Raw genomic sequence first — 13,288 nt, 5'->3', positions numbered from 1 at the left:
AAGGGGATGCTGTCATGTATTTTGTTGACAGAAGCAAAATCGAGAAAACACTAGGGTTCTTCGAGCACCAGCTGGCGCTATTTGACTCACAAACAGACTGGCAGTCTGAAATTGGGGAATTGGCACTTCAGCGTATAGGCCATCTGTTAATCGAATGCATTTTGGATACAGGCAATGACATGATTGACGGCTTTATTATGCGGGACCCGGGCAGCTATGACGACATAATGGATATACTGGTTGATGAGAAAGTTGTCACGGAAAAAGAGGGTGCTGAGCTCAAGAAATTGATCGCCTACCGCAAAACGTTGGTTCAACAGTATCTGCTCGCTGACAGCGGTGAGCTTTACAGGCTGATCAAGGCGCATCAAACAGCTCTTCAGGACTTCCCGAAACGGATCAGAAGCTATTTGGAAACAGAGCTAGGACCTGTTTCCGCGTTTAAATAACAACTGGAAAGCCACAGGAGTGTTGGATATGAAAACATATAAAGGGTATTTAATTGATTTAGACGGAACGATGTACAATGGCACGGAAAAAATCGAGGAAGCGTGTGAATTTGTCAGAACGCTGAAAGATCGCGGCGTTCCTTATCTTTTCGTGACAAACAACTCTTCGCGCACACCGAAGCAGGTAGCGGACAAGCTCGTGTCTTTTGATATTCCGGCAACAGAAGAGCAGGTCTTCACGACCAGCATGGCAACTGCCCAGCACATTGCACAGCAGAAAAAAGACGCGTCTGTGTATGTGATTGGGGAGGAAGGAATCCGCCAGGCGATTGAAGAAAACGGCCTGACATTTGGCGGAGAAACCGCGGACTTTGTCGTTGTTGGCATCGACCGTTCCATTACATACGAAAAATTTGCTGTCGGCTGCCTGGCAATCAGAAATGGCGCCCGCTTTATTTCCACTAACGGAGATATTGCGATTCCGACTGAAAGAGGGCTTCTGCCGGGAAACGGCTCACTGACATCGGTGTTAACCGTATCTACAGGTGTACAGCCTGTATTTATCGGCAAGCCGGAATCAATTATTATGGAGCAGGCGATGCGCGTTCTCGGCACAGATGTGTCTGAAACACTCATGGTCGGCGACAACTACGCCACTGATATTATGGCCGGCATTAACGCGGGTATGGATACGCTGCTCGTTCACACCGGCGTAACGAAAAGAGAACATATGACAGACGATATGGAAAAACCGACTCACGCCATTGACTCTCTGACTGAATGGATTCCATACATTTGAAAAAAGGGCGCCCTAAAAGGGTGCCCTTATTCTGTATGCCGCGCGCGGTGTGCAAGTCTGCTTGAAGCCGCAGCGGAAATCGCTCCGACGATGTCATCTAAAAAAGTATGGCATTCACCGGTTGATTTATCATTCAATCGTTTAAGGATTCCGGGTTTTTCTTTGTCGATGTAACCGTAGTTCGTAAACCCGATCGATCCGTAAATGTTCACAATGGAAAATGCCAGAACTTCATCTACTCCATATAGGCTTTCATCTATTTCCAGCATCGTTTGCAGCGGTTCAGACAGTTTTTTCTGCTCAGCAAGAACATCCAATTCAATGCCCGTTAAAATCGCGTTTTGCACCTCGCGTTTTGCGAGAACACGATTGACGTTCAGCGTGCATTCATCAATGGTTAAATCCGGATGATATTTTTTCTGCAGAAAAAAGACAAGCTCGGCAATGTCTGATACCTCAACGCCGCGCTCCTTCATCCGTGCTCTTGCTTTAGCTTCCATCTGACTGAATTGTTCGTTTTCTGACATCAGCTTCACCCAATCTTTTTTACTAGTTTATACAAAATGCTTGAGAAGTTTACGACTTTTTCTTGCGCCTTCTTCGGATTAAAATATGTATTCATAATTCCGGCTGTGTATGACTACGATGTGATGAGCCCTAATTCAACAGGCAGGTGATCTTGGTGAAAGGTACAATAAAAGAAAAATACGGCATTCACATCAGGCAGCTTTCCATGTACCAGCACACATATCAATGCTTTCAGACGCCTAATTCATACTTTCTGATTGTCCCCGTTTCCCAATTCTCAGATACAGAGCTGGTGGAGCTTTATTACATGAGTCAGTATTTACAAGAACAAAGTGACCCATACGTTTCGGTTTTTATCTTTACAAAAGAAGGTGAGCTGACATTTGAACATGATGGAAAAACGTACGCTCTGCTGAAGGCGGCCCCCCCTTATTCAAACAGGGCGTTCTCCATTGGAGCGGAGCTGGCGGAATTTCACCGAAAAGGCCGAGGATATCCGTATGAGGTGAAGGCAGCCGGAAGAATCGGCCAGTGGAAGGATCTGTGGGGAAAACGAATTGATCAGCTGGAAGCATTTTGGCAGAGAAAGGTTCAGACCCCTCCGCATGAGCCATTCGATAAAAAAATGATCGAATCATTTCCCTATTATTTAGGACTGTCAGAAAACGCGATACAATATTTAGTGGACACTGAGCTGGATGACAAGCCCCAAGCCGCTGATTCAGGAACGATATGCCATCAGCGGATGGAAAGGCATACATGGTCACCGGAATCATTGATCAGGATTCCGGCCGATTGGGTGTTTGACCACGCTTCCCGTGATTTGGCTGAATATATGAGGCATACGTTTTTGCATCACAGACAAGATTTTAATCAGCAGGGCTTTCTCTTTTTACAGGAATACGAGCAAGTCACACCGCTGTCTTCATTTTCGAAACGCCTTTTATACAGCCGCCTGCTTTTCCCGCTTCATTATTTTGAAATCGTGGAAAGCTATTACATGTCATCAGAATCAGAAAAGCATTATTTTGAAGAACAGCTTGACTTCATTCTTAATGACTGTGGGCGTTATGAACAATTTCTCAATACAGCGCAGGAATTCATGAATATGAGGGCGCAGAAGCTGTTTGTTCCACGCGTCAGCTGGCTCGGCAAAGGCAGCTCAGGGTGAGGAGAAAATCTGACAAAAATAATTAGAAAATAAAGAATCTTGTCATATCAATACGTTAAGCGTTTACATTCGCAAAATTCACCCTAATGCTGTCTTGTCAAAACAGGAGCGGGCTTATATAATGTTTGTAACTTATATGTCTGTGTTGAGTTAACAATTGTCTTTTTCAAGAGGACAATTAAAAGAAAGGTGGAGTTTTTTTGAAAGCGATTCGTGTAGGGCTTTTAGGTTTAGGTACCGTCGGAAGCGGTGTCGTTAAAATTATTCAAGACCATCAGGATAAGCTTATGCATCAGGTCGGCTGTCCGGTTACGATAAAAAAAGTGCTTGTAAAAGATGTAGAGAAAAAGAGAGAAGTAGATTTGCCGAAAGAAGTGCTTACAACAGAAGTGTATGATGTCATTGATGATCCAGATGTTGATGTCGTCATCGAGGTGATCGGCGGCGTTGAGCAGACAAAACAATATTTGGTCGACGCGCTGAGATCGAAAAAGCATGTTGTCACAGCAAACAAGGACTTAATGGCTGTGTACGGCTCCGAGCTGCTTGCTGAAGCGAAGGAAAATGGATGCGATATCTACTTTGAAGCCAGTGTTGCCGGCGGGATTCCGATTCTGCGCACGTTAGAGGAAGGCCTCTCATCTGATCGAATTACAAAAATGATGGGAATTGTGAACGGCACAACAAACTTTATCTTAACCAAAATGATCAAAGAGAAAAGCCCATACGAGGAAGTGCTCAAGGAAGCGCAGGATCTCGGTTTTGCCGAAGCTGATCCGACTTCTGACGTGGAAGGGCTTGACGCCGCACGGAAAATGGCGATATTGGCGCGCCTCGGCTTCTCGATGAACGTGGATCTGGAAGACGTCAAAGTAAAGGGGATCTCCCAAATTACAGACGAGGACATCAGCTTCAGCAAACGCCTCGGCTATACAATGAAGCTGATCGGGATTGCTCAGCGTGACGGCAGCAAAATCGAGGTCAGCGTACAGCCGACACTGCTTCCTGACCACCATCCGCTTTCTGCTGTTCATAATGAGTTTAACGCTGTTTATGTATACGGCGAGGCTGTCGGTGAGACGATGTTCTACGGGCCGGGAGCCGGAAGCATGCCGACAGCGACATCCGTTGTTTCTGACCTCGTCGCTGTCATGAAAAATATGCGCCTCGGTGTAACCGGCAACAGCTTTGTCGGACCGCAATATGAGAAAAACATGAAATCGCCGTCTGACATTTATGCACAGCAGTTTTTAAGAATTCATGTAAAAGATGAGGTTGGTTCATTCTCGAAAATTACATCTGTGTTCTCAGAGCGGGGCGTGAGCTTTGAAAAAATCCTTCAGCTGCCAATTAAAGGCCATGATGAGTTAGCTGAAATCGTAATTGTCACACATCATACATCAGAAGCTGATTTCAGTGATATTTTGCAAAACCTAAATGATTTGGAAGTCGTTCAAGAAGTCAAAAGCACATATCGTGTAGAAGGGAACGGTTGGAGCTAATGTGGAAAGGACTTATCCAGCAATATAAAGAATTTTTACCTGTAACAGATCAAACACCGGCGCTAACTTTACATGAAGGAAACACACCTCTTATTCACCTGCCGAAGCTGTCTGAGCAGCTCGGAATTGAGCTTCATGTCAAAACGGAAGGCGTCAATCCTACGGGATCATTTAAAGATCGCGGAATGGTTATGGCTGTGGCAAAGGCAAAAGAAGAAGGCAATGACACGATTATGTGCGCGTCAACAGGTAACACTTCCGCTGCTGCGGCAGCATATGCAGCCCGTGCTAACATGAAATGCATTGTCATCATCCCGAACGGAAAAATTGCATTTGGAAAACTCGCTCAAGCTGTCATGTACGGAGCCGAGATTATCGCAATTGACGGAAACTTTGACGATGCGCTTAAAATTGTCCGTTCCATCTGTGAGAAATCACCGATTGCCCTTGTCAACTCAGTCAACCCTTACCGCATTGAAGGTCAAAAAACTGCTGCCTTCGAAGTGTGCGAACAGCTGGGGGAAGCGCCTGATGTTTTAGCGATCCCGGTCGGAAACGCGGGAAACATCACTGCGTACTGGAAGGGCTTCAAGGAATATCATGAGAAAAACGGCACAGGCCTTCCGAAATTGCGCGGCTTTGAAGCTGAGGGTGCGGCGGCAATCGTGCGCAATGAAGTGATTGAAAATCCGGAAACAATAGCGACAGCCATTCGTATCGGAAACCCGGCAAGCTGGGACAAAGCTGTAAAGGCAGCCGAGGAATCCAATGGGAAAATTGACGAAGTCACTGATGATGAAATCCTTCACGCATATCAGTTGATCGCCCGTGTAGAAGGCGTGTTTGCAGAACCAGGTTCTTGCGCGTCTATCGCAGGAGTGCTGAAACAGGTGAAATCCGGAGAAATTCCGAAAGGCAGCAAGGTCGTAGCTGTGTTAACAGGAAACGGACTGAAAGATCCGAACACAGCGGTCGACATTTCAGAAATCAAGCCTGTCACATTGCCGACTGATGAAGACAGCATCCTTGAATATGTAAAAGGAGCGGCCCGTGTATGAACGAAGCCGACATGCTGTTCTCTGTCACTGTTCCCGGAAGCACAGCTAACCTAGGCCCCGGCTTTGATTCAGTCGGAATGGCACTCAGCAGATATTTGAAGCTGACCGTCTTTGAAAGCGACAAATGGTCTTTTGAGGCTGAAACAGAAACAGTCGCCGGAATTCCGGCGGGTACAGATAACCTGATCTATCAAGTGGCTAAACGGACCGCAGATTTGTACGGAAAAGAAATGCCCCCTGTCCATGTGAAGGTGTGGAGCGACATCCCGCTTGCACGCGGCCTTGGCAGCAGCGCCGCGGCGATTGTAGCGGCCATTGAACTGGCTGATGAATTATGCGGCTTAAAGCTGTCTGAAGCGGACAAGCTGCATTTAGCGAGTCTAGAAGAAGGACACCCGGACAATGCTGGCGCTTCTCTCGTCGGCGGACTTGTGATCGGCCTGCATGAGGATGACGAGACCCAAATGATCCGCGTCCCGAATGCTGACATTGACGTAGTCGTTGTCATTCCTTTTTATGAAGTGCTGACAAGAGACGCGAGAGACGTGCTTCCGAAGGAGTTTCCATATGCCGATGCCGTAAAAGCAAGTGCTGTCAGCAATATCCTCATTGCTGCGATCATGTCCAAGGATTGGCCGCTCGTCGGGAAAATCATGAAGAAGGATATGTTCCATCAGCCGTACCGGGCGATGCTTGTGCCTGAGCTGTCAAAAGTAGAGCACGTCGCCGAGATGAAGGGCGCATATGGAACGGCTCTCAGCGGAGCAGGCCCAACGATTCTCGTCATGACCGAAAAAGGAAAGGGAGAAGAGCTAAAAGAACAGCTCGCGCTTCATTTCCCTCATTGTGAAGTAGACGCTTTGACCGTCCCAAAAGAGGGAAGTATAATAGAGCGAAATCCTTTATATCAAGTAAAAAGTGTATAGATTATGCCAAGCGTTCCTCAGCGTCAGCGGAGGGCGCTTTTTTTGCTGGAGATAAAGGAGTTTTTATTTAGAAAAACGAAATACATGTAAAAAGGAGGAGATGAATATGAAAAAGCTGATAACCGCAGAAGACATCACAGCGATTGTCTCTGTGACCGATCCTCAATACGCCCCAGACGGCACCCGTGCCGCATATGTAAAATCACAAGTAAATCAAGAGAAAGATTCGTATACATCAAATATATGGATCTATGAAACGAAAACGGGTGGATCTGTTCCTTGGACACATGGAGAAAAGCGAAGCACCGACCCAAGGTGGTCTCCGGACGGGCGTACGCTAGCCTTTATTTCTGATCGAGAAGGCGATGCGGCACAGCTTTATATCATGAGCGCTGAAGGCGGAGAAGCAAGAAAACTGACTGATATCCCATATGGCGTGTCAAAGCCAATATGGTCCCCGGATGGCGAATCGATTCTGGTCACTGTCAGTTTAGGAGAGGGAGAAAGCATTGATGACCGAGAAAAAACAGAGCAAGACAGCTATGAACCTGTTGAGGTGCAAAGCCTCTCCTACAAACGGGACGGCAAAGGGCTGACGAGAGGCGCGTATGCCCAGCTTGTGCTTGTCAGCGTAAAGTCGGGTGAGATGAAGGAGCTGACAAATCACAAAGCTGATCATGGTGATCCTGCTTTTTCTCCTGACGGCAAATGGCTTGTTTTCTCAGCTAATTTAACTGAAACAGATGATGCCAGCAAGCCGCATGATGTTTACATGATGTCACTGGAGTCTGGAGATCTTAAGCAGGTTACACCTCATCGCGGCTCATTCGGATCTAGTTCATTTTCACCAGACGGAAGGTATCTTGCTTTGCTTGGAAATGAAAAGGAATATCAGAATGCAACGCTCTCAAAGGCGTGGCTCTATGATATCGAACAAGGCCGCCTCACATGTCTGACTGAGATGCTGGACGTTCATTTAGCGGATGCGCTGATTGGAGATTCATTGATCGGTGGTGCTGAACAGCGCCCGATTTGGACAAAGGACAGCCAAGGGTTTTATGTCATCGGCACAGATCAAGGCAGTACGGGCATCTATTATATTTCGATTGAAGGCCTTGTATATCCGATTCGTCTGGAAAAAGAATACATCAATAGCTTTTCTCTTTCACCTGATGAACAGCACTTTATTGCCAGTGTGACTAAGCCGGACAGACCGAGTGAGCTTTACGGTATCCCGCTTGGACAGGAAGAGAAACAGCTGACTGGCGCGAATGACAAGTTTGTCAGTGAGCATATGATATCAATACCTGAAGAGATTCAATATGCTACAGAAGACGGCGTGATGGTGAACGGCTGGCTGATGAAGCCTGCACAAATGGAAGGTGAGACAACATATCCACTTATTCTCAACATACACGGCGGTCCGCATATGATGTACGGACATACATATTTTCATGAGTTTCAGGTGCTGGCGGCGAAAGGATACGCGGTCGTTTATATCAATCCGAGAGGAAGCCACGGCTACGGGCAGGAATTTGTGAATGCGGTCAGAGGGGATTATGGAGGAAAGGATTATGACGATGTGATGCAAGCTGTGGATGAGGCTATCAAGCGAGATCCGCATATTGATCCTAAGCGGCTTGGTGTCACGGGCGGAAGCTACGGAGGTTTTATGACCAACTGGATCGTCGGGCAGACGAACCGCTTTAAAGCTGCCGTCACCCAGCGCTCGATATCAAATTGGATCAGCTTTCACGGCGTCAGTGATATCGGCTTTTTCTTTACAGACTGGCAGCTTGAGCATGACATGTTTGAGGACACAGAAAAGCTCTGGAACCGGTCACCTTTAAAATACACAGCAAACGTGGAGACACCGCTTTTGATTCTGCATGGCGAGCGGGATGACCGATGCCCGATCGAGCAGGCGGAGCAGCTGTTTATCGCTCTGAAAAAAATGGGCAAGGAAACCAAGCTTGTCCGTTTTCCGAATGCATCGCACAATTTATCACGCACCGGACACCCAAGACAGCGGATCAAGCGCCTGAATTATATCAGCTCATGGTTTGACAACTATCTCTAATAAAAAAGCCAGGCTGATCAAATATCAGCCTGGCTGCTTTATTAAAAGACTTGTTCTACTTCAACGACACCCGGCACTTCTTCAAGAAGAGCGCGCTCAATTCCGGCTTTCAACGTAATCGTTGAACTTGGGCAGCTGCCGCATGCGCCTAGAAGGCGAAGCTTAACGATACCTTCATCTACGTCTACAAGCTCACAGTCACCGCCGTCACGAAGTAAAAACGGACGAAGTTTGTCCAGTACTTCCTGCACCTGTTCTTTCATTTCAACTTCAGTCATGACATTCGCTCCTTTCGTCGTCATAAAACCATTATATTCAGTGTAACAATAAAAATCTATTGTTTGGTTTGCAAAGTTGCTTTCCCTATTATAGCACATTCAGACTTCAACACAAAAACGGTTTTTTTCTATAAAAACGCCCTTAGGCTCTGTATACTTAAAAGAAAGGACTTACATAGGAGAAGGGGCGTTTACAAGTGATGAAACCAGTCATGCTAAGCGTGTACGGGGCAGAAACCGTTTGTGCGAGCTGTGTCAATATGCCGACAGCCAAGGATACATACGAGTGGCTTGAGGCTGCGCTGAAAAGAAAATATCCAAATCAGCCTTTTGAGATGCAATACATCGATATTCATGAGCCGCCTGACAATGAACATGTGAAAGAGCTTGCGGAAAAAATCAGAAATGACGAGTATTTTTATCCGCTTGTGCTCGTAGAAGACAAAATTGTCGGTGAAGGCAATCCAAAATTAAAAGACGTTTATGAGGAAATGGAGAAGCATGGATATACAGAAAACCGCTGACTTGATCAGCGGTTCTTCTCTATCATTAACCGTTATGGTGTTTATACATCCACAGCAAGCCGGATTTCAGCATACGCGGAACACGGCCGATCAGCGGACGGTCAGCAACAAGCCCGAAGCCGGCTTTTTTTCCGAGTGAACCGAGCACGCCTTTCAGCTTAAACTGAGGCATTGATTCAGGCAGGGCTTCTCCATTCCAGCGTTTTTGCAAGATTTGGACAATCTGCTCTGCTTGAGCCTCTGCCAGCTGGGCGCTCGGTGCATGAGGAAGGCTGGCGCAATCGCCGACAACGTACAGATGTTCATCACCTGGAAGATTGTGATGAGGCGTTAATACAATACGCCCTTGTGCGTCCTTCTCCACATCTAAGTCTCTGACGACTTTGTTTGGCTGGATGCCGGCTGTCCACACGATGGCGTCTGCAGAAATCGGATCATCGTGGTTATACACAACGCCTTCTTCTACTTTTGTGATATTTGCCCTGTTAATAATGCGGACACCGTGCTCTTCGAACCATTTTTGCACATATTTGCTTAAACGCTCGGGAAAGCTTGATAAAATGAGATTACCGCGGTCGAACAAAATAATGTTCAGGTCATCACGGCTTTCTCTCAATTCACTTGCAAGCTCAACGCCGCTTAAGCCCGCTCCGACAATGGCGACGGTGGCATTAGCGCTCAGATTATTCAGCTTTTGGTAGGTTTCGCGGGACTGATCGATAGTTTGAATACTGTAGGTGAATTCAGGCGCTCCCGGCACGTTGTGATATTTATCCTCACAGCCGAGCCCGATTACGGCGTCATCGTAAGAAATCGGTTCACGATCTTGGAACAGCACTTGTTTTTGTACAATATCAATTGATGTGATATCACCGTATTGGACATCCAGGCGAGGGTGCTCTGGGAATGACACTCTGATATGATGGTCAGAAATTGTGCCTGCGGCAAGGGCATAATATTCTGTTTTCAAGCAGTGATAAGGATTTCTGTCAATTAACGTGATTGAAACATCATCAGGCAGCTGGTTTGGCAATAAGCGATGAAGAACACGCATGTTCCCGTAACCTCCGCCGATCAAGACCAATTTTTTCATTTGAATTCCCCTTTAATCCGAAGAGTATGATAGATACATTGAAGAAAATACGAACTATGTAAAATAACATCTAGAATTATATCGAATTTGATCTAAAATCACAATAATAGTTTCAAAATAACCTACAATTTAGCCTGAAAACACAAATTAGTAAAACGTTATTTGAGAAATAATATGTTACGATAATAAATTTTGAATCATCCGTTGTCTTTGACGAATAGTGAAAAATTCGCGATAATGGACATATGTGAGGTGAAACCGCATGAATCCAATGATTGAATTTTGTGTCAGCAATCTGGCTCACGGCTCTCAGGAAGCCCGGGCGATTTTGGAGAAGGATCCCAACCTTGATGTCCTTGAATATGGCTGCTTAAGCTACTGCGGGACATGCATGGAATCGCTTTTCGCTCTGGTAAACGGAGAAGTCGTCATGGGTGAAACGCCTGCTGAGCTTGTTGAGAATATATATACCTTTATTGAAGAAAATCCAATGTTTTAAAGAAAAGGGTCTGGACAGGCCCTTTTTTATTTTGCCGTACAAAAGAACTAAAAAAATGTGTAGACATCAAAAAATATTATTGTTATCGTATAAAAGATATTTTTTTAAATAAAATTTAAGAGGTGTACGAGTATTCATGAATGTTCTGTGGGGGCTGCTGGGCGCAGTTGCGATCATTGCTATCGCGTTTTTATTTTCAGAAAAGAAAAGCAATATTAAGATAAGAACCGTCATCGTTGGTTTATGCACACAGGTGGCGTTTGGATACATCGTGTTGAAATGGGAAGCGGGACGCGCTGTTTTTTTATGGTTTTCAAGCCGTGTACAGCTTCTGATTGACTATGCGAATGAAGGCATCAGTTTTATTTTTGGACCGCTTCTAAAGGTCGGAGACAGTCCGGCATTTGCATTAAGTGTACTGCCCGTTATCATTTTCTTCTCAGCACTGATTGCAGTTTTATATCATTTGAAAATCATGCAGCTCGTTTTCCGTGTCATTGGCGGCGGATTGTCGAAGCTCCTTGGAACAAGCAAAACGGAATCTCTGGCGGCTGCTGCCAATATTTTTGTAGGACAATCAGAATCTCCGTTAGTGATCAAACCCCTGATTGCCGGGCTGACGCGCTCTGAGTTGTTTACGATTATGACGAGCGGTCTATCGGCAGTAGCGGGATCTACCTTGTTTGGGTACGCGCTTCTCGGTATTCCGATTGAATACTTGCTGGCGGCCAGCTTTATGGCTGCTCCAGCTGGACTAGTCTTTGGTAAATTGATTATACCCGAAACGGAAAAAACGCAAACCGTAAAAAGCGATTTCAAAATGGATGAAGGCGAAGGCGCAGCCAATGTCATTGACGCAGCTGCAAAGGGAGCGTCAACAGGACTGCAAATTGCGTTAAACGTTGGGGCGATGCTGCTTGCGTTTGTTGCGTTAATCGCTGTAGTAAACGGTATTCTCGGCGGGGCTTTCGGCTTGTTCGGTTTAAAAGGCGTAACATTAGAATCCATTCTCGGCTATGTGTTTTCTCCTATCGCCTTTTTGATTGGCGTGCCCTGGCATGAAGCATTGCAGGCGGGAAGCTATATCGGCCAGAAATTGGTGCTGAATGAGTTTGTCGCTTATTCTAACTTCGGTCCGCACATCGGCGAGTTTTCTAAGAAAACTGCTACCATTATCAGTTTCGCGTTATGCGGATTCGCCAATTTTTCATCAATTGCGATTATGCTTGGTACGCTGGGCGGATTAGCACCCAGCCGCCGTTCAGATATCGCGCGTCTCGGCCTGAAGGCTGTTCTTGCGGGAACATTAGCCAATCTGCTCAGCGCAGCCATTGCCGGCATGTTTATATAAACGATAAAAGCTCCTTGCGTCAGTGCAAGGAGCTTTTATGTATGAAAAACGGGGGATAATTGTATTGTGTCCGCTTATAATAGCTTTTATACTAAGAAAAAGAAAAAAAGTTGGAGGCACCTATGAACTCATTTCGATTTACCAAAATGCACGGCCTGGGAAACAGTTATATTTATGTGAATCAATTTGAAGAACAGCTTCCAGAAGAAAAACTGTCAGAGATTGCAATTCAGGTTTCTTCTGTTTATACAGGGATCGGATCCGACGGAATGATCCTGATATGCCCATCAGACCAAGCGCCTGTCAAAATGCGGATTTTTAATAATGACGGGTCTGAAGGGAAAAACTGCGGCAACGGCCTGCGCTGCGTCGCAAAATACGCATATGAGCATAAGCTGGTTGAGGAAACATCTTTTCTGATTGAAACTCTCTCCGGGCTTGTAAAAGCGGAGGTTCAAGTCGAAAACGGAAAAGTGAATGTGGTCACTGTCGATATGGGCGAACCGCGCTTGACAAAATCCGAGCTTCCGATGCTTGACGGCGGGGAAGAGCACACAATCAATGAAACGATGGCATTTGGTGAAGTAGAACTAACAGGCACTGCCGTTTCAATGGGAAATCCGCATATCGTTTTTCCGATCGCAGACATTGAACAGGCACCCTTAACGACACTGGGGCCGGTGATTGAGAAAGATCCGAGATTTCCGGAAGGCATCAATGTGGAATTCGTTGAAACCGTGAATGAACAAGAATTGCATTTCCGCGTCTGGGAACGGGGATCTGGGATTACTCAGGCATGCGGGACAGGAGCATGTGCAGCGGCGGTCGCATCTGTATTAAACGGCGTATCAAAGCGAAATCAAGACATCACGGTGCATTTAGCAGGCGGGGATTTGGTGATAAACTGGAAAGATAACGGCCATGTAATGATGACAGGGCCGGCTGAAACCGTTTGTGAGGGTGTCTATTTCTTGTAAAACACCTTGTTTGAGAATTGGAACGATCATGTTTATAATAAAAGACAGCAACC

General features: G+C 46.0%; 14 protein-coding genes. 11 read left to right on the top strand and 3 right to left on the bottom strand.

Annotated elements, in window-relative coordinates; genetic code table 11:
• Nucleotides 1-14: 14 nt before the first annotated feature.
• Both NYE20_RS17605 and nucF read left to right on the top strand, forming a co-directional pair.
• Nucleotides 15-449, top strand: a complete 435-nt coding sequence (locus NYE20_RS17605) for a DUF86 domain-containing protein (RefSeq protein WP_015251303.1) — start codon at nucleotides 15-17, stop codon at nucleotides 447-449.
• Nucleotides 450-477: 28 nt separating this feature from the next.
• On the top strand, nucleotides 478-1,248 hold the full coding sequence (gene nucF / locus NYE20_RS17600; protein ID WP_064671615.1) for a 5' nucleotidase NucF: 771 nt from the start codon (nucleotides 478-480) through the stop codon (nucleotides 1,246-1,248).
• A gap of 26 nt (nucleotides 1,249-1,274) precedes the next feature.
• Here the strand turns inward: nucF and NYE20_RS17595 are convergent, their stop codons facing one another.
• Complete coding sequence (locus NYE20_RS17595) at nucleotides 1,275-1,775, bottom strand: phosphatidylglycerophosphatase A (RefSeq protein WP_003243814.1); 501 nt, start codon at nucleotides 1,773-1,775, stop codon at nucleotides 1,275-1,277.
• Nucleotides 1,776-1,927: 152 nt separating this feature from the next.
• Here NYE20_RS17595 and cotNH point away from each other — a divergent pair, with 152 nt between their 5' ends.
• From cotNH to NYE20_RS17570, 5 genes are all read left to right on the top strand, one after another.
• Nucleotides 1,928-2,947: a spore coat-associated protein CotNH gene (cotNH, locus tag NYE20_RS17590; protein ID WP_161621276.1), complete on the top strand. Its 1,020-nt coding sequence runs from the start codon at nucleotides 1,928-1,930 to the stop codon at nucleotides 2,945-2,947.
• A 200-nt stretch (nucleotides 2,948-3,147) separates the two neighbouring features.
• Complete coding sequence (locus tag NYE20_RS17585) at nucleotides 3,148-4,449, top strand: homoserine dehydrogenase (protein WP_014665242.1); 1,302 nt, start codon at nucleotides 3,148-3,150, stop codon at nucleotides 4,447-4,449.
• Entirely contained in the window at nucleotides 4,449-5,507 is a 1,059-nt protein-coding gene (gene thrC, locus NYE20_RS17580; protein WP_031315326.1) for a threonine synthase, read from the top strand. Before NYE20_RS17585 ends, thrC begins: the two co-directional genes overlap by 1 nt.
• Nucleotides 5,504-6,433 carry a homoserine kinase gene (thrB, locus tag NYE20_RS17575; protein WP_003228699.1) on the top strand — a complete coding sequence of 310 codons (930 nt, stop codon included), beginning with the start codon at nucleotides 5,504-5,506 and terminating at the stop codon, nucleotides 6,431-6,433. Before thrC ends, thrB begins: the two co-directional genes overlap by 4 nt.
• 106 nt (nucleotides 6,434-6,539) lie before the next feature.
• Nucleotides 6,540-8,513, top strand: coding sequence for a S9 family peptidase (locus tag NYE20_RS17570; protein WP_161621277.1), 1,974 nt, complete (start codon nucleotides 6,540-6,542; stop codon nucleotides 8,511-8,513).
• Between the two features lie 41 nt (nucleotides 8,514-8,554).
• Here NYE20_RS17570 and NYE20_RS17565 read toward each other — a convergent pair whose 3' ends face one another.
• Nucleotides 8,555-8,890 (bottom strand): NifU family protein, encoded by a 336-nt coding sequence (locus tag NYE20_RS17565; RefSeq protein WP_010886606.1) that lies wholly within the window; start codon nucleotides 8,888-8,890, stop codon nucleotides 8,555-8,557.
• Between the two features lie 98 nt (nucleotides 8,891-8,988).
• Between NYE20_RS17565 and NYE20_RS17560 the strand changes: the two genes are divergently transcribed.
• Nucleotides 8,989-9,315, top strand: coding sequence for a YuzD family protein (locus tag NYE20_RS17560; RefSeq protein WP_032726809.1), 327 nt, complete (start codon nucleotides 8,989-8,991; stop codon nucleotides 9,313-9,315).
• 25 nt (nucleotides 9,316-9,340) lie between these two features.
• Here NYE20_RS17560 and NYE20_RS17555 read toward each other — a convergent pair whose 3' ends face one another.
• The gene (locus tag NYE20_RS17555) at nucleotides 9,341-10,408 is read right to left on the bottom strand and encodes an NAD(P)/FAD-dependent oxidoreductase (protein WP_003228707.1); all 1,068 of its coding nucleotides are present in this window, start codon (nucleotides 10,406-10,408) and stop codon (nucleotides 9,341-9,343) included.
• Between the two features lie 262 nt (nucleotides 10,409-10,670).
• Between NYE20_RS17555 and NYE20_RS17550 the strand changes: the two genes are divergently transcribed.
• From NYE20_RS17550 to dapF, 3 genes are all read left to right on the top strand, one after another.
• Nucleotides 10,671-10,907 (top strand): YuzB family protein, encoded by a 237-nt coding sequence (locus NYE20_RS17550; protein ID WP_003222913.1) that lies wholly within the window; start codon nucleotides 10,671-10,673, stop codon nucleotides 10,905-10,907.
• Between the two features lie 136 nt (nucleotides 10,908-11,043).
• A complete protein-coding gene (locus NYE20_RS17545) occupies nucleotides 11,044-12,258 on the top strand; it encodes a NupC/NupG family nucleoside CNT transporter (RefSeq protein ID WP_003228710.1) in 1,215 nt (404 codons plus the stop codon).
• Between the two features lie 122 nt (nucleotides 12,259-12,380).
• A complete protein-coding gene (gene dapF / locus NYE20_RS17540; RefSeq protein ID WP_003243745.1) occupies nucleotides 12,381-13,235 on the top strand; it encodes a diaminopimelate epimerase in 855 nt (284 codons plus the stop codon).
• Nucleotides 13,236-13,288 lie beyond the last annotated feature (53 nt).

The organism is Bacillus sp. FSL R5-0416, assembly GCF_037975425.1.
Taxonomy (GTDB): Bacteria; Bacillota; Bacilli; order Bacillales; family Bacillaceae; genus Bacillus; species Bacillus subtilis.
Note: the sequence above shows the minus strand (reverse complement) of the source record. Positions and strands in the feature narration are given on the sequence as shown.

Bases quoted from the DNA above. Each gene is read 5' to 3' on its own strand.
- NYE20_RS17550 (WP_003222913.1), top strand. From the start codon at position 10,671: ATGAATCCAATGATTGAATTTTGTGTCAGCAATCTGGCTCACGGCTCT.
- NYE20_RS17565 (WP_010886606.1), bottom strand. From the start codon at position 8,890: ATGTGCTATAATAGGGAAAGCAACTTTGCAAACCAAACAATAGATTTT.
- dapF (WP_003243745.1), top strand. From the start codon at position 12,381: ATGAACTCATTTCGATTTACCAAAATGCACGGCCTGGGAAACAGTTAT.
- NYE20_RS17555 (WP_003228707.1), bottom strand. From the start codon at position 10,408: ATGAAAAAATTGGTCTTGATCGGCGGAGGTTACGGGAACATGCGTGTT.
- NYE20_RS17545 (WP_003228710.1), top strand. From the start codon at position 11,044: ATGAATGTTCTGTGGGGGCTGCTGGGCGCAGTTGCGATCATTGCTATC.
- NYE20_RS17595 (WP_003243814.1), bottom strand. From the start codon at position 1,775: ATGTCAGAAAACGAACAATTCAGTCAGATGGAAGCTAAAGCAAGAGCA.
- thrB (WP_003228699.1), top strand. From the start codon at position 5,504: ATGAACGAAGCCGACATGCTGTTCTCTGTCACTGTTCCCGGAAGCACA.
- nucF (WP_064671615.1), top strand. From the start codon at position 478: ATGAAAACATATAAAGGGTATTTAATTGATTTAGACGGAACGATGTAC.
- thrC (WP_031315326.1), top strand. From the start codon at position 4,449: ATGTGGAAAGGACTTATCCAGCAATATAAAGAATTTTTACCTGTAACA.
- NYE20_RS17570 (WP_161621277.1), top strand. From the start codon at position 6,540: ATGAAAAAGCTGATAACCGCAGAAGACATCACAGCGATTGTCTCTGTG.
- NYE20_RS17605 (WP_015251303.1), top strand. From the start codon at position 15: ATGTATTTTGTTGACAGAAGCAAAATCGAGAAAACACTAGGGTTCTTC.